18 protein-coding genes are annotated in these 18,620 nt (G+C 71.3%); 10 read left to right on the forward strand and 8 right to left on the reverse strand.

Annotated elements, in window-relative coordinates; genetic code table 11:
• Window positions 1-29 precede the first annotated feature (29 nt).
• Window positions 30-1,661 carry an L-glutamate gamma-semialdehyde dehydrogenase gene (gene pruA, locus AC07AG_RS15640; RefSeq protein ID WP_249587570.1) on the forward strand — a complete coding sequence of 544 codons (1,632 nt, stop codon included), beginning with the start codon at window positions 30-32 and terminating at the stop codon, window positions 1,659-1,661.
• Window positions 1,662-2,048: 387 nt separating this feature from the next.
• Here the strand turns inward: pruA and AC07AG_RS15645 are convergent, their stop codons facing one another.
• Window positions 2,049-2,423, reverse strand: a complete 375-nt coding sequence (locus AC07AG_RS15645) for a MerR family transcriptional regulator (protein WP_478755463.1) — start codon at window positions 2,421-2,423, stop codon at window positions 2,049-2,051.
• Between the two features lie 93 nt (window positions 2,424-2,516).
• Between AC07AG_RS15645 and AC07AG_RS15650 the strand changes: the two genes are divergently transcribed.
• The gene (locus tag AC07AG_RS15650; protein WP_478755465.1) at window positions 2,517-3,641 is read left to right on the forward strand and encodes an alkene reductase; all 1,125 of its coding nucleotides are present in this window, start codon (window positions 2,517-2,519) and stop codon (window positions 3,639-3,641) included.
• Here the strand turns inward: AC07AG_RS15650 and AC07AG_RS15655 are convergent.
• The 4 genes from AC07AG_RS15655 to AC07AG_RS15670 are packed head-to-tail and all read right to left on the reverse strand — an operon-like array spanning window position 3,620 to window position 7,053.
• Window positions 3,620-4,327: a nitroreductase family protein gene (locus AC07AG_RS15655; protein WP_478755467.1), complete on the reverse strand. Its 708-nt coding sequence runs from the start codon at window positions 4,325-4,327 to the stop codon at window positions 3,620-3,622. The genes AC07AG_RS15650 and AC07AG_RS15655 overlap by 22 nt on opposite strands.
• A gap of 19 nt (window positions 4,328-4,346) precedes the next feature.
• The gene (locus AC07AG_RS15660; RefSeq protein WP_478755468.1) at window positions 4,347-5,600 is read right to left on the reverse strand and encodes a lysophospholipid acyltransferase family protein; all 1,254 of its coding nucleotides are present in this window, start codon (window positions 5,598-5,600) and stop codon (window positions 4,347-4,349) included.
• A complete protein-coding gene (locus AC07AG_RS15665; protein WP_478755470.1) occupies window positions 5,597-6,460 on the reverse strand; it encodes a phosphatidate cytidylyltransferase in 864 nt (287 codons plus the stop codon). Before AC07AG_RS15665 ends, AC07AG_RS15660 begins: the two co-directional genes overlap by 4 nt.
• The gene (locus tag AC07AG_RS15670) at window positions 6,457-7,053 is read right to left on the reverse strand and encodes a CDP-alcohol phosphatidyltransferase family protein (RefSeq protein WP_478755472.1); all 597 of its coding nucleotides are present in this window, start codon (window positions 7,051-7,053) and stop codon (window positions 6,457-6,459) included. The genes AC07AG_RS15665 and AC07AG_RS15670 overlap by 4 nt, the downstream gene beginning before the upstream one ends.
• On the opposite strand from AC07AG_RS15670, the gene AC07AG_RS15675 reads away from it, so the two are divergent.
• Entirely contained in the window at window positions 7,052-7,657 is a 606-nt protein-coding gene (locus tag AC07AG_RS15675; RefSeq protein ID WP_478755474.1) for a GNAT family N-acetyltransferase, read from the forward strand. The genes AC07AG_RS15670 and AC07AG_RS15675 overlap by 2 nt on opposite strands.
• A gap of 28 nt (window positions 7,658-7,685) precedes the next feature.
• Here AC07AG_RS15675 and AC07AG_RS15680 read toward each other — a convergent pair whose 3' ends face one another.
• Window positions 7,686-8,705, reverse strand: coding sequence for an NADP-dependent oxidoreductase (locus tag AC07AG_RS15680; RefSeq protein WP_478755476.1), 1,020 nt, complete (start codon window positions 8,703-8,705; stop codon window positions 7,686-7,688).
• Window positions 8,706-8,806: 101 nt separating this feature from the next.
• Here AC07AG_RS15680 and AC07AG_RS15685 point away from each other — a divergent pair, with 101 nt between their 5' ends.
• Both AC07AG_RS15685 and AC07AG_RS15690 read left to right on the forward strand, forming a co-directional pair.
• On the forward strand, window positions 8,807-9,727 hold the full coding sequence (locus AC07AG_RS15685; RefSeq protein ID WP_478755478.1) for a LysR family transcriptional regulator: 921 nt from the start codon (window positions 8,807-8,809) through the stop codon (window positions 9,725-9,727).
• A 190-nt stretch (window positions 9,728-9,917) separates the two neighbouring features.
• The gene (locus tag AC07AG_RS15690) at window positions 9,918-10,046 is read left to right on the forward strand and encodes a hypothetical protein (RefSeq protein WP_478755480.1); all 129 of its coding nucleotides are present in this window, start codon (window positions 9,918-9,920) and stop codon (window positions 10,044-10,046) included.
• 23 nt (window positions 10,047-10,069) lie between these two features.
• Here the strand turns inward: AC07AG_RS15690 and AC07AG_RS15695 are convergent, their stop codons facing one another.
• Complete coding sequence (locus tag AC07AG_RS15695) at window positions 10,070-11,659, reverse strand: purple acid phosphatase family protein (protein WP_478755482.1); 1,590 nt, start codon at window positions 11,657-11,659, stop codon at window positions 10,070-10,072.
• A gap of 151 nt (window positions 11,660-11,810) precedes the next feature.
• Here AC07AG_RS15695 and AC07AG_RS15700 point away from each other — a divergent pair, with 151 nt between their 5' ends.
• From AC07AG_RS15700 to AC07AG_RS15710, 3 genes are all read left to right on the forward strand, one after another.
• Window positions 11,811-12,851, forward strand: a complete 1,041-nt coding sequence (locus AC07AG_RS15700; RefSeq protein WP_478755484.1) for a 3-isopropylmalate dehydrogenase — start codon at window positions 11,811-11,813, stop codon at window positions 12,849-12,851.
• Window positions 12,852-13,097: 246 nt separating this feature from the next.
• Window positions 13,098-14,195, forward strand: a complete 1,098-nt coding sequence (locus AC07AG_RS15705) for a branched-chain amino acid aminotransferase (RefSeq protein ID WP_478755486.1) — start codon at window positions 13,098-13,100, stop codon at window positions 14,193-14,195.
• A 307-nt stretch (window positions 14,196-14,502) separates the two neighbouring features.
• The gene (locus tag AC07AG_RS15710; protein ID WP_478755488.1) at window positions 14,503-15,279 is read left to right on the forward strand and encodes a class I SAM-dependent methyltransferase; all 777 of its coding nucleotides are present in this window, start codon (window positions 14,503-14,505) and stop codon (window positions 15,277-15,279) included.
• Here AC07AG_RS15710 and AC07AG_RS15715 read toward each other — a convergent pair.
• Entirely contained in the window at window positions 15,260-16,690 is a 1,431-nt protein-coding gene (locus AC07AG_RS15715) for a cytosine permease (RefSeq protein ID WP_478755490.1), read from the reverse strand. The genes AC07AG_RS15710 and AC07AG_RS15715 overlap by 20 nt on opposite strands.
• A gap of 162 nt (window positions 16,691-16,852) precedes the next feature.
• On the opposite strand from AC07AG_RS15715, the gene ureA reads away from it, so the two are divergent.
• A complete protein-coding gene (gene ureA / locus AC07AG_RS15720) occupies window positions 16,853-17,533 on the forward strand; it encodes an urease subunit gamma (protein WP_478755492.1) in 681 nt (226 codons plus the stop codon).
• A partial coding sequence (locus tag AC07AG_RS15725) for an urease subunit alpha (RefSeq protein ID WP_478755493.1) occupies window positions 17,530-18,620 on the forward strand: 1,091 nt, incomplete at its 3' end. The genes ureA and AC07AG_RS15725, both read left to right, overlap by 4 nt.

Consider the following 18,620-nt stretch of genomic DNA (forward strand, 5'->3'; position numbering starts at 1 on the left):
CCGACCCCCTCCAAGGAGATACGGAACTCATGGACGCCGTCACCCAGGTCCCCGCGCCGGTCAACGAGCCGGTGCACGGCTACGCACCCGGTTCCCCGGAGCGTGCCCGCCTCGAGACCAAGCTCAAGGAGCTCTCCGAGAACCCCATCGAGCTGCCGATGACCATCGGCGGCGTCAAGCGCCTCGGTGGCGGTGAGCCCTTCAAGGTCGTGCAGCCGCACAACCACCAGGCCGTCATCGGCAACGGCCGCGGCGCCACCTCGCAGGACGCCCAGGACGCGATCGACGCCGCTCTCGCCGCCGCCCCGGCGTGGCGCGCGATGTCCTTCGACGACCGTGCCGCGATCATCCTGCGCGCCGCCGAGCTGCTCTCCACGACGTGGCGCGAGACCCTTGCCGCGTCCACGATGCTCGGCCAGTCGAAGACCGCGCAGCAGGCCGAGATCGACACTCCCTGTGAGCTCGTCGACTTCTGGCGCTTCAACGTCAAGTACGCCCGTGACCTGCTCGCCGAGCAGCCCCCGGCGAACTCGACCGGCGTCTGGAACCGCCTGGACCACCGCCCGCTCGAGGGCTTCGTCTACGCGATCACCCCCTTCAACTTCACCGCCATCGCGGGCAACCTGCCGACCGCCCCGGCCCTCATGGGCAACGTGGTCGTGTGGAAGCCGTCCCCGACGCAGACGCACGCCGCCGTGCTGCTCATGCAGCTCCTTGAGGAGGCGGGCCTGCCCAAGGGCGTCATCAACCTGGTGACCGGCGACGGCATCGCCGTCTCCGAGGTGGCCCTGACCCACCGCGACCTGGCGGGCATCCACTTCACCGGCTCGACCCCGACCTTCCAGCACCTGTGGAAGACGGTCGGCGAGAACATCGCCAACTACCGCACGTACCCGCGCCTGGTCGGCGAGACCGGCGGCAAGGACTTCGTCGTGGCGCACCCGTCCGCGGACCGCGCCGTCCTGAAGACCGCGCTGACCCGTGGCTCCTTCGAGTTCCAGGGCCAGAAGTGCAGCGCCTCGTCGCGTGCGTACGTCCCCGCCTCGATCTGGAACTCCGGCTTCAAGGAGGAGTTCGCGGCCGAGGTGGACGGCATCAAGATGGGTGACGTCACCGATCTGTCGAACTTCATCGGCGCCGTCATCGACGAGCGCGCGTTCGCCAAGAACAAGGCGGCGATCGACCGTGCGGCGGCCGACCCGACCTGCACGATCGTCGCGGGCGGCACGTACGACGACTCGGTCGGCTACTTCGTCCGTCCGACCGTCGTCGAGTGCTCGGACCCGGCCAACGAGGTCTTCACGACCGAGTACTTCGGCCCGTTCCTGGCGATCCACGTCTACGAGGACGACAAGTACGACGAGATGCTGGCCCAGATGGAGTCGGCCTCGGACTACGCCCTGACGGGTTCGGTCATCGCGGGTGACCGCGCGGCTGCCGCCCACACGATGGAGAAGCTCCGCTACGCCGCGGGCAACTTCTACATCAACGACAAGTCGACCGGCGCTGTCGTCGGCCAGCAGCCGTTCGGTGGCGGTCGTGCCTCGGGCACGAACGACAAGGCGGGTGCGCCGCAGAATCTGCAGCGGTGGACGCTGACCCGTGCCATCAAGGAGACGCTGGTCTCGCCGACGGAGTACGGCTACCCGCACATGGGCTGACGCCCCCTGGGCGTCCGCGCCCCCCTTGACCCCGCCTCCGACCTGGGCCCCACCCCGGTCGGGGGCGGTGCTGTTTCCCGGGGGGCGCGTCTGGACGAACGGGCCTTTCCCGCCCACCCGCCCATCACCCCGCATCCGCCCCTGGACGAACAAGCTCTCCCACCCACCCGCCCGATTGCCCCGCATCCGCCCCTGGACGAACAAGCTCTCCCACCCACCCGCCCGATTGCCCCGCGGTGGCATGGGTGGGGGAGGGGGCGGTGGTGATGTGCGGGGTGGGTGGGGCGCGGCGAAGCGGGTGGGGTCTGCCCGGTGGGTGGGGCGCGGCGAAGCGGGGGCCCGGATAGACGGCACGGTGGGGGATCCGGGGATCCGGGGATCCGGGGATCAGTCCTTCGTGGGTGACGTTCCCGATGCCGCCGTGATCACCTCGTCCAGTACGTCCCGCGCCCGCAGCAGCTCCTCCACCATGCCGTCTATCCGGGCCCGCTCCACCGACAACTCCTCCACCAGCCACGGCGTCGCGGTCTCCGAGGGGCCGCCGTCCTTGTCCCGCATGCACGGCAGCAGCTGCACGATCTTCGCGCTGCACAGGCCCGCCGCGAACAGCTCCTGGATGTGGACGACCCGGTCGACCGCCGCCTCCGCGTAGTCGCGGTGCCCGCCCGGTGTGCGGTCCGCGTGCAGCAGGCCCTGCTTCTCGTAGTAGCGGAGGGACCGCTCACTCACCGCGGTACGCTCCGCCAGCTCGCCGATCCTCATGTCACGCGTCCCTCCGCATCTGTCGCATCTGCCGCACCCGTCGCGCCTGCCGCACTTGAATCTGACACCGGTGTCACCTTTTAACGTTCCGGCATGACGAACACCAAGCTCCTCACACCGTATTCCGCACCCACGACCCACGGCCTGCGTCTGCCCAATCGCATCGTCATGGCCCCCATGAGCCGCCACCGCGCCACCGACGACGGCACCCCACTCCCCGTCGTCGCCGATCACTACGCCCAGCGGGCGAGCGCCGGTCTCATCGTCACCGAGGGCATCTGGCCCGCGAGCAGCGGACAGAGCGACTGGCGGATCCCGGGCCTGGAGACTCCCGCCCACATCGCTGGCTGGCGCGCGGTGACCGAGGCGGTGCACGAGGCCGGCGGCAGGATCTACGCCCAGCTCATGCACGGCGGCCGCAAGGGCCACCCCCTGGCCCGGATCGACGGCGACCTTCCCGCGGGGCCGTCCGCGGTGCTCGTCCCGGGCCGTGTCCATGTGAGCGGCGGAGGGAAGGCCGATCCGGTCGTCCCGCGCGCGATGACCCGCGACGAGATCCACACCGCCGTGCGCGATCACGTCACCGCGGCCCGCAACGCCATCGCCGCCGGCTTCGACGGGGTCGAACTCCACGGCGCCAACAGCTACTTGATCCACCAGTTCCTCGCCGACAACACCAACTTCCGCGACGACGAGTACGGCCGGGGCTCGATCGCCGACCGCATCCGCTTCGCCGTCGAGGTGACCCGCGCCGTCGCCGACGCCATCGGCGCCCGGCGCCTCGGCCTGCGCCTCTCGCCGGGCAACCCCCAGTTCGCCATGGCGGAGGCCGACCCCGGCCCCGTCTACCGCGCGCTCCTCGACGAGCTCGACGGCCTGGGCCTCGCCTACCTCCACCTCACCGACAACGCCGACTACCCCGCCCTCACCGACCTGCGCCCCCACTGGCACGGCACCCTCATCGCCAACGTCGGCGAGAACGGCGACCCGACCACCCGTGAGGCGGGCGAGGCGGTCCTCGCCGAAGGCCTCGCGGACCTCGTCTCGTACGGGCGGGCCTTCATCTCCAACCCCGACCTGCCGGAGCGGTTCGCGGTGGGCGCACCGCTCCAGGAGATCGACGCGGCGCACCTCTACACCCACGGGGCCGAGGGATACACCGACTACCCAGCCTTCGAGCGCGAGCTGGTCTCCGCTCAGACCTCCACCAGCACCTGATCCAGTGACTTGCGCACGAGATCGGGTACCTGGCAGTCCGGTGCCGGATAGCCCACGGGGATCACCGCGAACGCCTTCTCGTTCTCCGGACGGCCGAGCACCTGCGACAGGAACCGCATCGGGCTCGGCGTGTGGATCAGCGCGGCGAGGCCCGACAGATGCAGGGCGGACAGCAGCATCCCCACGGCGATGCCGACCGACTCGTCGACGTAGTAGTGCTTGTGCTTGGTGCCGTCGTCGCCCAGCCAGTAGCGCTGCTGGAAGACGACGACGAGCGCGGGCGCGTCCGTCAGATGCGGCTTCACCTCGTCCGTGCCGAGCGGACGCAGGGCGGCGAGCCACTCCTCGCCGAGCCGCCCGTCGTACGAGATCTGCTCCTCGTGCTCCGCGGCCTCGCGGATGAGGCGGCGTACCTCCGGGTCCTGGACCAGTACGAACGTCCACGGCTGCTGGTGCGCGCCGGACGGCGCCGTCGCCGCGCATGCGATGGCGTCCCGCACGACCTGCGGGGGCACCGGGTCGGGCGCGAACTGCCGCACCGTGCGCCGCTCCCGCATCCGGGTGCGCAACTCGGCCGCGTGCGCGAGGGATTCGGCTTCGGACATGCGCTCGGGGCGGTACGGAACGGAGCGGTAGGGCTCGCCGTGGATGGGGGTCCAGGGTCGTTCTGCGGTCTCGTCAGCCATGCTCACGAGTGTGCCCCGGTCAGCTCCATCCCGTCACGATCAATGAGAGTCCGGTCGTGAAACCGACGCCCAGCAAGGCCAGATACAGACCGTAGAACCGCCGGAGCCGGTGCACGAGGAACCCGAAGGCCCCGAAGGCGAGGCCCACCGTGAGGGTGCGGGAGCCGCGGGAGAGGGCCGAGTGGGCCAGCCAGTCCTGCGGCGCGATGTCGGCGCGGCCCGCCTCGCGTGCGTACACCTTGAAGGGAATGCCGTTCCAGGGCTGGTGGCGGACGGCTGCCGCGCCCTCGGCGGCGAGCTCGCCGCGTACCTCCGTGCGCATCCGGTCCGTGGTCAGAGGGTGCGGCAACTGCGCGCCCGCAGCAGCCAGTTGAAGGGCCAGCAGGCCGCCCGCCAGGCTTCCCGCGAGCGCCGTGAGGGACAGCTTCAGGGCCCTGCGCGGCACCGCCACGCAGGCGATCGCCAGGAACAGCTCCGGCATCAGGGGCCAGCTCAGCGCCTCGGCGAAGGCCCAGGCGAAGGCCGCGGCGAGTCCCCAACGGGAGCCGATGACAGCGGCCGTTCGCTTGCGCGTCGCGGAGTCCCTGAGCGGGTCTCCCTCCGTACGCCGATGAAGCTCCGCCACCGCGTCACGCGCCGCCTCCGGTGTGGTGTCCGGCGGCAGCGGGGCCCCGACGCGGACCCTCACCAGGGTGGGGCGGAGCTTGCCGTGCTTGGGCAGGAGGCGGGCCGTGCCGTCGATGGCGACGGGGACGACGGGCACCTGCGCCTGCCGGGCCAGTACCAGGGCGCCCTTGTGGAAGGCCCCCAGTTCGCCCGCCCGTGCGCGGGTGCCCTCCGGGAAGAGGACGACGGCCCCGCCCGCGCGCAGGGCGTCCGCCCTGGACAGCAGGTCGTCCATGCCGCCTCCGCTGCGGCGCACGGGGAAGCCCGCGGCCAGCCGGCTGCAGACGCGGCTGCGCCAGCGGGATGCGAACCAGTAGTCGGCGGCGGCGCCGATCGCGGGCGTGTGGCGGGCGTCGAGCGCCGCGAGGAGCGCTGCGGTGTCCGCGTGGGAGGAGTGGTTCGCCACGACGACGCAGCCCCCGGGCGGGAGTTGACCACGCCGCTCCACACCTCCGGTGAGGGTGAGCAGGGTCCACCAGAGGGCGCGGCGGAGCCGGGCAGCGCCACGCTTAGGGCGCCGCCGGTCACCGGCTTCGCCGAGTCCGTCCGCGGACGCCGCACGGGCTCGATGTGCCGAGCCTGCCCTCGTACTCGTACGGGCCCTCACAGCGTCACCACCATCGTCAGCAGCAGAGCGACCAGCAGCGAGTCGATCCGGTCGAGCAGCCCGCCGAACCCCGGCAGCCAGCGCCCCGCGTCCTTCACTCCCGCCTCGCGCTTGACCATCGACTCCAGAAGGTCCCCGATCACGCAGCCGACGAGCACCGCGGCCCACAGCACGGGGGAGAACGCGCCGACCGCGGCCAGCGCGGCGGCGGTCGCGGCCGCGGCGCCCGCCACGCCCGCCCAGGTCTTGTGGGGGGAGAGGGGAGAGAGCGGCCGGGACAGGAGCCCCCTGCGGCCGAGCGCCGTACCCCCGCACCACGCCCCCACGTCCCCGAACGCCACCGCGACACCCACCGCCAGGGCCGTGTCGCCGAGCAGCACGAGTCCGCTCAGCGAGAGCGGGATCCAGAGGAGTCCGAAGACGGTCCGGCTCGCCCGGGTGAAGCCCTGGGCGGCGTCCCCGGAGAAGAGCGCCACACCGGCGGCGGCGATCAGGAGCACCCCCGCGGTCCGCAGATCAAGGGCGCCGGGCGCGGCCCAGGCGATCCCCGGCACCGCCACGGCGGACACCCCGAGCACCGCCCGCTCGCCCCGCGGCAGCCCCGCCATCCGGGCGTACTCGCCCACGGCGACCACGCCGAGCCCGGCCGCGAGCGCGAACGCCCCCGCCCGGCCGAGAAAGAACGCCCCGAGGAAGAGCGGCGCGGCCAACGCCCAGGTCCGCCACCGCTTGCGCAGCTCGGCCCGCATCCGCACCCGCGAGGGCAGCGCGGCGACGGCCACTCCTCCGGCGCCGAGCACTCCGGCGACCACGGGCACCGCACGCCCGGCGACCTCCCCGGCGACGAACGCGGCGCTCATCGCTCGTCCTCCTGCCGCGTCGGGCCCAACTCGCGCCACAGCCGCGCCAGTCGAAGCCCCGCCGTGAGCACCGAACCCGCGGCGACCACCACGAGCACCGGAACGACCCACCCGGAAGCCGCCGCGAGGACCACGAGGGCGCAGCGCTCCGTCTTGCCGACCGGGCCACTGTTCAGGCGGGGCGCGCCCGCCGCCGCGCCCGCGAGCGACACCCACGAGGGCAGCGTCGCCGCGAGGCCCGCCGTCGCCACCAGCCACAGCGGGGCCAGGGTGAGGAAGCCCGCGAGCATGGCCAGATCGGCGGCCCGGTCGCCCAGTTCGTTCAGGAGCGCGCCGCGACGCGTCGTGCGGCCGGTGTCGCGGGCCAGCGCGCCGTCGAGGTTCGCGAAGGCGAGCCGGGCGGCGAGCAGCACCGCCACGGGAAGCGCGGCGAACGGCACCGGCAGCCAGGCCAGCGCCGCCGCCGCGCCCGCCGCGCAGAGCACACCCGCCACGGTGAGGGTGTCGGGCGACACCTCGCGGCGGGCGAGTGCGCCGCGCACGCCGGACAACCGGTCCGCGTACCAGGGCTTGAGAGCGTAGAGGCCGTTCATGGCACCGACTCTGCCGCCGCCCGGCCGCCCGCAAATCGGCGTGCGTACTCAGATATGGCCTGAGTACGGTGGTGGGGTGACCACGCTGCGTACGGCCCATACCCACGACCTCGATCCCACCGAACTGCGCGCCGCACGCGCCCTGATGGCCGAGGCGTTCGACGGGGACTTCAGCGATCAGGACTGGGACCACGGCCTCGGCGGTGTGCACGCCCTCGTGCACGACGACTCCGGCCTCCTGCTCGCGCACGGCTCCGTGGTGCAGCGCCGGATCCTGCACGACGGCCGTTCGCTGCGCGTCGGTTACGTCGAAGCGGTCGCCGTCCGTCCCGACCGGCAGCGACAGGGCCTTGGCGGGCAGGTCATGGGGGCCCTTGAGCGCGTCATCGACCGTGCGTACGCGTTGGGCGCGCTCTCGGCGTCCGACGAGGGGCAGCGGCTCTACCTCGCGCGCGGCTGGCGGGAGTGGAAGGGCACGGTCGGCACCCTCGGCCCCGAGGGCGTGATCCACATGCCGGACGAGGATCCGCCGCTGCTCTGGGGCGCCGACCTCGACCCGGCGCACGAACTCCTCATCGACTGGCGCGACGGGGACGTCTTCTAGACACCGGGTGCACTAGACACCGGGTGCACTAGGCACCGGGTGCATCGGACGGCGCTCCCGCAGCCCGCACGATGATCTTGCCCCGGTTCTCTCCCCGCAGCATCCCCAGGAACGCGTCCACGATCCCGTCGAAGCCCTCCACCACGGTCTCGTCGAGCCCGACGCGCCCGCTCTGCAGGTGCGGCACCACGAACTCGTACAACTCCTCTTGCACATCACGGTGGTTACGGACCAGGAAGCCCTCCACGCGCAGGCTCTTCTCGACGATGTCGGGGAGGTTGCGCAGGGCGTACGGCGTGTCGGTGCTGTTCTTCTGGGACATCGTGCCGATGCGCACGACTCGCCCGTACTCGCGCAGCGAGGTGATCGCGGCTTCGAGGTGCTCGCCGCCGACGTTGTCCACGTAGAGGTCGATCCCCTCGGGCGCCGCCTTCGCGAGCAGCTCGGCGGTCGGGCCCGTGTGGTAGTCGAAGACCTCGTCGTAGCCGACGTGCTCCGTCAGGTACGCCGCCTTCGCCGCCGTGCCCGCGCTGCCGACGAGCCGCCCCGCGCCCATCAGCCGGGCGAGCCGCCCGGTGGCCGTACCCACGCCGCCGCCCGCCGCGGAGACGAACACGTCCTGCCCCGCGCGGAGTTCGGCGATGCGGGTGAGGCCGACGTAGGCGGTCAGGCCGGTCCCGCCGAGGATGCTCAGGTGCGCGGAGAGCGGTACGCCGTCGAAGTGGGGTACGGGGCGTGCCTCTTCGGGGGTGACGACGGCGTGGGTGCGCCAGCCGTGCCGGTGGAAGACGATGTCGCCCTCGCGGAACGCGGGGTCGCGGGACTCCACGACGCGGCCCAGGGTGCGGCCCTCCAAGGGCGCGTCGAGCCCGAAGTCGCCGTCCATCATCTCGCGGTGGTAGGGGTCGACCGACCAGTAGAGGTTCTCCACCAGGGCCGTGCCCGGGGCGGGTTCGGGCAGCGGGGACTCCACGAAGGCGAAGTGGCCGGGGGTGGGGAGGCCGTGGGGGCGGGCGGTCTGGTGCACGGTGCGTGCGGTCTCGGTCATGGCGGTGACCGTACGGAGGAATGCGGGGGCCGGGCAGAGGGTTGCGCTCATGGAACGGCCCGGCCCATGAAGAGCCCTCATGGAAGCAGGTGGGAACCCCGATGGATGCAGCTGAGAAGACGGCCGCGACCGACCTCGCGCCCCACGAGCTCCGCATCCTCGTCGCCGTCGACAGCGAGCGCGGGTTCTCGGCCGCGGCCAAGGCGCTCGGCCTCACGCAGTCCGCGGTCTCGCACTCCATACGCGGGACGGAACGCAAGGTCGGCGCGGTGCTCTTCGAGCGGGGCCGGAAGGGCGCGACGCCGACCGCGGCAGGTGCCGCCGCTGCCGCCCATGCCCGGCGCGTGCTGCGGCTCCTGGACACCCTGGCCGCCGAGGCCCGCGGCGCCGAGCGGGGCACGGTCGCGGGACCGTTGCGCATCGCCGCCTTCCGCAGTGTGGCCCTGTACCTGCTTCCGCCCGTCCTGGAGCGCCTCACCGCCCGCCACCCGGGCATCGAGCCGCAGGTGCGCGTCGTGCGCGAACTGGGCGCGGGCACCGCGGGCGAGGTGGCGCAGGGGCGCGCGGACGTGGGCATCGCGACGATCGGGGCCACCTCGCCGGTGCCCGCCGGGCTCGTGGGCGATGTACTGATCGAAGAGCCCTACTCGCTGGTGCACCCGGCCGGACATCCCGACCCGCGCTCCCTGCCGCTGGTGGACTGGCACGAGAACTGCGGCTCCTACACCCGGACGTGGTGGGCCGGGCAGGACTGGATCCCGAAGGCGACCGTCCTCACCGAGGACGACGGAGCGGTGCTCTCGATGGTGAGCAGGGGTCTCGGCATGGCGATCATGCCCGCGCTCTCGCTGAACGGAGCACCGGACGGAATCGAGATCACCGATCTCGGTCCGGAGCGCCCGTCACGTTCGGTGGGCTATGTCACCACCCCGGAGCAGGCCGCCACCCTCGCCGTCCGGGCCCTGATCCGCGAGCTCAGGGCGGCCGGAGGAGGGGCCGGGAGTGAAGCCCGTCTCAGATAGTAGGAAGTCCGAGTAATTGTGGAGACAGACGCTCCGTCCTCGCTTAGCTTTGTAGGAGCCGAACGTCTCGCTCGACCAAGCGAATGGCGGTCGTGAGCCGGAGCCCCACGCAGGCAACCCCTGCGGCTCCACCGCTCCCCGCCCCTCCGGCGTCTCGAATACACCCCTTCCCTCAAGGAATGGATCTCTCATGGCCGAGACGACCGCACGCCGAGTCCGCCACACCTCCCGTACGACCGATTCCGAGCGCAAGAACGCCGCAGCGGCCCTGCAGCGCGCACTCGACCGCAGGGACAACGGCGGCGAGACGGGTCACTGACCCGCCCACGCCACCCACAACCGCTACTTACCGCGCACCACCTCGAAGTGGTCCACGCGCTCGCCGCTCTCGGCGAGCGCGGAGACCGTCAGCTTCGGGTTCACGCCGGCCGTCACCTCCACCGCGAGGAACGAGAAGCCGGTGTACCGCACCCGTGACCATGCGACGGTGTCCGGGTCGCGAAGGCGCGCCTTCGTCCAGTGGAACGACAGGATCGACTCCCGGTCCCTGACGTTGCCCTCGAAGCTGTCCTTCACGCCTGCCGGAAAGCTGTAGAGGTCCTTGCCCGCGCCGCCCGCGGTGACGTACACGATGCCGTCGCGCGTCGGATCGGTCGACGCGCCGACCGGCACGGGCTTGCCGACCTCGCCTCCCTTGATCGCGTCGGTGCGCTCGTAGACGTGGTTGTGGCCGTTGACGACCAGATCCACCTGGTGCTTGGTGAACAGCTCCAGCCACGCGTCGCGCACCCCGCCGTCCGAGGCGTGCGTGGCCGTCGAGTACATGCAGTGGTGGAAGAAGACCACGACGAAGTCGACGGACGCGTCCGTCCGCAGCTCACCCAGGCGCTTGTCCAGCCAGGCGGTCTGCTTGCCGTCCGTGTAGCCCTTGTTGGCGGGGATCTCGTACGAGACGTCGTTCGCGTCGAGCGCGACGACGCCGACATTGCCGTACGTGAAGGAGTAGACGCCCGGCGCGTTCCTCGGGTCGAAGCCGTTCCCGGGGAGCGACCAGCGGGCGCTCTGGCCGCCGTAACCGTTGGGGGAGTACCACGCCTCCATGTCGTGGTTGCCGGTCGTGACCATCCACGGGACCGACTTCGCCACGGACTCCGTCTGCGCGAGGAAGGTGTCCCACACCCGCGCGTCGTAGGTGTCGGACTCCTTGCCGTGCCCGGTGCTGTCCGCGTAGCAGATGTCGCCCGCGTGCAGATGGAAGGACGGGTTCTGGCCCAGGATCAACTGGTCGTTGGCGAGCGCGTCGTAGCTCACGCCCTGGTCGCCGAAGGCCGTGAAGACGAACTTCTCCGGTGTCGCGGGTGCCGTGCGGAAGGAGCCGATCGTCGCCATCCGTTCGGGTGACGCCGGGTCGAAGCCCTCGTGGCCGACGCCGTAGTAGTACGTCGTGCCGGGCTTGAGGCCGTCGAGGGCCGCGTGCAGGTAGTACTGCTCGACCGCGGGCAGCTTCTTCGACAGGGAGGGGGTGTGCAGGTCGCGCACCTCCGCCTCGATCTTCCGGCTCAGCTCCCAGGGCTTGAGGCCCACCCGCAGGTAAGGGGACTTGACCGCGAACGGCACCTGCCAGGAGACCCGCATCTGCGTCTTCGGGTCGGCCCCGAAGGCCAGATGCCGGGCGAAGGGCGCCACCAGCCTGCCGTCGACCTTCACGGGCGCGGACGGCGCGGCGAGCGGGCGCGACGCCGACGCGGCCTCGCCGTGGGCGCTGCCCGAGCTGCCGGCGAGCAGGCCGATGCCGCCGACCGTGCCTGCGGTGGCGAACGAACTGGCCAGGACCTTGCGGCGGGAGAACTTCCGGCGCAGATACGCGTGCTGCTCGGGCATGCTCATCCCGGCCGCGAGCTGCTCCGGTATGCCGACCTCGGGGGTGTCCATGGAAGGAGAACTTCCCAGTGGGTGCCAACTCCCACCAGGCCTGCGGGTGAAGAGGGAGTGGCCATGTGGTGGCCTGCCCGTGGCGTGACCAGGGGTGTCCGCATGCCGGACTGCGCGTGTCATCCCGTGGGACGGGGCGTAGGGTGCCCGTATGTCTCGCAGCATCAATCTCGCAGTGATCCCCGGTGATGGAATCGGCCAGGAAGTCGTGGCCCAGGGGCTCAAGGTCCTCAATGCCGTCCTCCCGCAGGATGTGAAGCTGGAGACCAAGGAGTTCGACTTCGGCGCCAAGCGGTACCACGCCACCGGTGAGACCCTCACCGACGCCGACGTCGAGGCCCTCAAGCAGTACGACGCGATCCTCCTCGGCGCGATCGGCGACCCCTCGGTCCCGTCCGGCGTCCTGGAGCGCGGCTTCCTGCTGAAGCTCCGCTTCCTCTTCGACCACCACGTCAACCTGCGGCCGTCGAAGCTCCTTCCGGGTGTCTCCACTCCGCTCGCGGGGCAGCCGGAGATCGACTTCATCGTCGTACGCGAAGGGACCGAGGGCCCGTACACGGGCAACGGCGGCTCGATCCGCACCGGTACCCCGCACGAGGTCGCCACCGAGGTCTCCGTCAACACCGCGTTCGGTGTGGAGCGCGTGGTCCGTGACGCCTTCGCCCGCGCCCAGGCCCGCCCGCGCAAGAAGCTGACGCTGGTCCACAAGAACAACGTCCTCGCGTACGCCGGTCACCTCTGGACGAACGTCTTCAACGAGGTGGCGAAGGAGTTCCCCGACGTCACCACCGACTACATCCACGTCGACGCCGCGACGATCTACCTGGTCACCGACCCGGGCCGGTTCGACGTGATCGTCACCGACAACCTCTTCGGCGACATCATCACCGACCTCGCCGCGGCCGTCTCCGGCGGCATCGGGGTCGCGGCCTCGGGCAACATCAACCCGAGCCGCGAGTTCCCGTCGATGTTCGAGCCCGTGCACGGCTCGGCGCCGGACATCGCGGGCCAGGGCAAGGCCGACCCGTCGGCCACCGTCCTGTCCGTCGCCCTGCTCCTGCGTCACCTCGGGTACGAGGACGAGGCGGCGCGCATCGAGACCGCCGTCTCCGCCGACCTCTCGGAGCGCGGCGACACGGTCCGCACCACCGAGCAGATCGGCGACGCGCTCGCCGTACGAGTAGCGGGCTGACCCGGTAGCTCGTTCTTACGACACAGAAGCCGCCGGGTCTGGTTCACGGACCCGGCGGCTTCTCGTATGCGGCTCCGGGTGCCACCATCGACCCCTGGGCCGCATTCACGCTGTTTCTTCCTCGGCGCCACGCGAGCGATAATCGAACGTGGGGCCGCGGAATGCAGGGAAGCTCGGACGTCCTAGTACACGATGTACAGGCGTGAGCGCGGTCCGTCACCATCACACCGTGAAGGACTAGTACTCATGACGACGACGCCGACACCCACGATCGAGCTCAAGCCCACCGCGAACCCGCTGTCCACGGCGGAGCGCGAGGCGATCCTGGCCAACCCCGGGTTCGGCCGCCACTTCACCGATCACATGGTGACGATCAAGTGGACGGAGGGCCGCGGCTGGCACGACGGTCAGCTCGTGCCGTACGGCCCGCTCTCCCTCGACCCGGCGACCAACGTCCTGCACTACGCGCAGGAGATCTTCGAGGGCCTGAAGGCCTACCGCCAGCCCGACGGCACGGTGGCCTCCTTCCGTCCCGAGGCCAACGCGGAGCGCTTCCAGCGGTCGGCGCGGCGGCTCGCGATGCCGGAGCTGCCGGTCGAGACGTTCATCGAGGCGTGCGACGCGCTGGTGAAGCAGGACAAGGCGTGGGTGCCGGCGCACGGTGGCGAGGAGTCGCTGTACCTGCGTCCGTTCATGATCGCGAGCGAGGTCGGGCTCGGCGTGAAGCCGGCCAATGAGTACCTCTTCATCGTGATCGCCTCGCCCGCGGGCGCGTACTTCCCCGGTGGCGTCAAGCCCGTCTCGATCTGGCTGTCGGAGGACCGCGTGCGGGCGGTTCCGGGCGGCGTGGGCGACGCCAAGACCGGCGGCAACTACGCGGCGTCCCTGCTGGCGCAGGCCGAGGCCGCGGAGAAGGGCTGCGACCAGGTCGCGTACCTGGACGCCGTGGAGCACAAGTGGGTCGAGGAGCTCGGCGGGATGAACCTGTACTTCGTGTACGGGGACAAGATCGTGACGCCGACGCTGACGGGCTCGTTGCTGGCCGGCATCACCCGGGACTCGCTGCTCACGGTCGCCCGTGACCTCGGCTACTCCTCGGAGGAGTCGCGGGTGTCGATCGACCAGTGGCAGGCGGACACGTCCGAGGGCACGCTGACGGAGGTCTTCGCGTGCGGTACGGCGGCGGTGATCACTCCGGTGGGTACGGTCAAGTGCCGCTCGGGCGAGTGGACGCAGAGCGGCGGCGAGCCGGGCCCGGTGACGATGAGGCTGCGGGAGGCGCTGCTGGATGTGCAGCGGGGGACGGCGAAGGACCGGCATGGCTGGATGCATGACCTCGGCTGAGGGCTTAGCGGGGCTTGAGGCCGGGCCGGGGGTTCGCCCCCGGGCCCGGCCTTTGTGGTGTCCGGGGCGGGGTGGGGCGGTGCCTGGTGCGGTGCGGGTGCGTCTGGGGTGCGGGGCCGTGCCGGTATGTCCGTCCTCGCTATCGTCCGGTGGCCGCGGGGCTGCTGCGGTGGGGGAGCGCCGGGAACCGTGCTCCGGGCGGACATACCGCCACGTCCCCTCGCGTCTCGCTGCCGACTGCGGCTAGTCGATGGTGCTGCGGGGCAATCGGGTGGGGAAGGGGTGTTCGGTGCGGGACAGTGGGGGGATGTTGCGTGGGATTTTTGATGGGGATGCCGAGTTGTATGACCGGGTTCGGCCGCGGTATCCCTCCGGGCTGGTGGACGCGCTGGTCGCGCAGGCGCAGCTCAGCCCCCGCAGCAGAGTGCTGGAAGTGGCCCCGGGTACGGGGCAGTTGAGCGTGCCGCTGGCCCGGGTCGGCGGGGTTCTCACCGCCGTGGAGTTGGGGCCCGCCCTCGCCGCGGTGGCGCGGCGCAACCTCGCCCCGTATCCCCGGGCCCACGTCGAGGTGGCCGAATTCGAGGCCTGGCCCCTGCCCCCGGAGCCGTACGACCTGGTTGTCTGCGCCACCGCCTTCCACTGGCTCGATCCAGCCGTGCGGGTGCCCAAGATGCGGGCGGCGCTGCGGGGTGGCGGGACCCTTGCCGTTGTCACCACTGAGCATGTCGCCGGGGGGAGTTCCGGCTTCTGGGTGGAGGTCCAAGGGTGTTATGAGCGGTGGGACCCCGACGCCACCGAGCCCGGCCTGCGGCTGCCCGAGGAGAGCACCGTCCGGACCGATGTCGGCGAGATCGAGCAGACGCACGGCCTCGGCCCCGTCACCGTGCTCCGCTTCGCGCGGGACATCACCTACACCGCCGATCAGTACATCGACGTGCTCCGCACCTACTCCGGGCACCGTGCCCTCGATCACGACACCCGCGAGGGACTGCTCGGATGCGTGAGGGAGTTGATCGACGGCACGTACGGCGGCGTCATCGTCAAGCGGTATCTGCATGAGCTGATCACGGCGTCGGCACACTGACCGCCGGGCCGTCCTCCCGCGTCGGCTCGGGAGCCTTCCCCCGCTCCAGGATCACGTACGCGAGGCCGCCCACCACGCCCGACAGCAGGAAACTGCAGTCCACCCCGCCGGTGAGGGAGAGCAGCGGTCCTTCGTAGGAGGGCAGCGAGACCGCCGCGAGGCCGACCACTGCGCCCAGCGCCCAACTCGCCGCCGCCGGGACGTTCCAGCCCGCGCGGTACCAGTAGATCCCGCCCCTGGAGCGGCGGTTGAAGACCTGGAGCGCCTCCGCGTCGTACACGCCCCCGCAGCGCGCGAAGCCGATCAGGGTGATCACCGCCCACGGTGTGCCGATCGCCGTGAGGAGCAGGACGAAGGACGTCATCGCGTCCTGCGCCTCCCACGCGTAATGGCCCACGAACACGCACCCCGTGGCCACCACCGCCACCGTGTACGTCGCCCGCGCCCGCGAAGCCCGCGGCAGGATCGCGTCCAGGTCCAGACCCATCGAGTACAGCATCAGACCCGCGTTGCCGACCGAGCCCGCCGAGGCGGCCAACAGGAGCGGGATCAAGTACCAGGCCGGGGACGCGGACACCAGCGGGCCCGCGTAGTCGAGCGCAGCGCCCGCCGCGTACGCCGTGAACGTACCGAAGAGCTGGGGGACGAGGAGCCCGGCCAGCAGGCCGATCCACGATGCCCGCAGGACCGTCCGCGAGCTGTGGCGCGTGGGCGAGACGTAGCGCGTGTAGTCGCCCAGGAGCGTGATGAACGCGATCGGGCCGCTCAGGCCCGCCGCCACCAGGGCGAGCAGCCACGTCGGCCAGAAGGAGCCGAGGAGGTAGCCGCCCGCGTCGGGGAGTGCCGACGTCGTGAAGTCGGGGGCGTAGGCCACCGCCCCGAGGATCAGGAGTGCCGTCATGCCGACGGCGAGGACGCGGGACAGCTTCAGCAGGACCCGGTAGCCGTAGACCGCGCCCGTCACCGTGGCGGCGGCCAGGAGCGCGTACACGATCCCGTAGGACAGGCCGCCCGCCGGAAGTCCGATCAGGCGGTGCAGGACGCCCACCATGACGTCGCCGCCGATCCAGATGGTCAGCGCGGTGTAGCCGAGGGAGAGCAGGAGGCCGACGATCGAGCCGACCAGACGGCCCCGCACGCCGAACTGCGCTCCGGAGGATGTGGAGAGGTTCGTGCCCGTGCGGAGCGAGACCAGGGCGAGGGGGGCCGTGAGGGCCGTGCCGATCACCGTGCCCGCCACCACGGAGGTGACCGACGCCCACCAGCCGAGGCCGAACGACACCGGCAGCCAGCCGAAGACGATCACCCCGAGACAGAGGTTGGAGCCGAGCAGGATCGAGATGAGATCGCGGGGGCCGCTGGTGCGTTCCCCGTCCGGGATGGTGTCGACTCCGCGCTGTTCTATCGGCATGAGGGTGCCCCTGACGCTCGATCGTGGCGGCCTGCGCACACAGGCCGCCGTTCGACTGTTTGAGTGCCGCTCAATGTGACCTGAGTCAAGCTCGCACGTCAATGTTTCCGTCGGATCAATCTCATGGTTAGAGTGTTGTTCAAACGATGGAGGTGTGGTGGCGTGCGGCTTACCCCCACGGAACGCGACCGGCTGCTGCTCTTCGGGGCGGCCGAGCTGGCCAGGGCCCGCAAGGCGCGCGGCCTCAGACTCAACGTCCCCGAGGCGACCGCGCTGATCGCGGACACGGTGTGCGAGGCGGCCCGCGACGGGGCCAGGCTCGCCGAGGCGATCGAGCGGGCACGCTCGGTCCTCGGGCCCGACGACGTCCTGCCGGGCGTCGCGGACGTGGTGACCGAGGTGCATGTGGAGGCCGTCTTCGACGACGGCTCCCGGCTCGCGGTCGTCTCGCAGCCCATCGGGGCGGGGCTGGGGAGTGCGGCTCCGGGGGCACTGCTGCCCGGTCCCGAGCACGCGGAGCTCGCGCCCGTCGCGACGCTCACCGTGCACAACACCGCGTCCGTGCCCGTCTCCGTCACCTCGCACTTCCATCTCTTCGAGGCCAATCCCCGGCTCGACTTCGACCGCGCGGTCGCCTATGGGATGCGGCTCGCGGTTCCCGCCGGGTCCTCCGTGCGCTTCGGCCCCGGCGAGAGCGTCGAGGTCGGGCTCGTGCCGATCGGCGGGGAGCGCATCGCGATCGGCTTCGCCGGTCTGGTGGACGGCGCGCTCGATGCGCCCGGCGCCAAGGAAGAGGCCCTGCGCAGGGCCGTGGCCTGCGGATATCTGGGAGCTGACCGATGAGCATCGATCCGTACGCGTACGCCGCCACCCATGGGCCCCGTGCGGGCGACCGGGTCAGGCTCGGGGACTCGGGCCTGGTGGTCCGGGTGGAGTCCGACTCGCAGGAGTACGGCGAGGAGTTCCTGGCCGGGTTCGGCAAGACGGCCCGTGACGGGCTGCATCTGAAGGCCGCCGCCGTCCGCGAGACCTGTGACGTCGTGATCAGCAATGTGCTGGTGATCGACGCCGTGCAGGGCATCCGCAAGGTGTCCGTCGGCATCAGGGAAGGCCGCATCCACGCCATAGGGCGGGCCGGGAACCCCGACACCCTCGACGGCGTCGACGTCGTCGTCGGCACCGGCACGTCCATCGTGTCGGGCGAGGGGCTCATCGCCACCGCCGGGTCCGTGGACACGCATGTCCATCTGCTGTCGCCGCGCATCATGGAGGCCTCGCTGGCCTCCGGTGTCACGACGATCATCGGCCAGGAGTTCGGGCCCGTGTGGGGCGTCGGGGTCAACTCGCCCTGGGCGCTGAAGCACGCGTTCAACGCCTTCGACGCCTGGCCCGTCAACATCGGCTTCCTGGGCCGTGGTTCGTCCTCGCACGACGCCCCGCTGATCGAGGCGCTCGCCGAGGGCGGTGCGTCGGGCTTCAAGGTGCACGAGGACATGGGCGCCCATACGCGCGCGCTCGATACGGCGTTGCGGGTGGCCGAGGAGCATGATGTCCAAGTTGCCCTGCACAGCGATGGGTTGAATGAGTGTCTGTCCGTCGAGGACACCTTGAAGGTGCTGGAGGGGCGGACCATTCACGCCTTCCACATCGAGGGGTGTGGTGGCGGGCATGTGCCGAACGTGCTGAAGATGGCGGGCGTGCCGAATGTGATCGGCTCCTCCACCAATCCGACGTTGCCCTTCGGCCGGGATGCGGTGGCCGAGCACTACGGGATGATCGTCTCGGTCCATGATCTGAAGACGGATCTGCCGGGTGACGCGGCGATGGCGCGTGACCGGATCCGGGCCGGGACGATGGGCGCGGAGGACGTGCTGCACGACCTGGGCGCCATCGGGATCACCTCCTCGGACGCGCAGGGCATGGGGCGGGC

It is taken from the genome of Streptomyces sp. NPDC044044 (genome assembly GCF_056434405.1).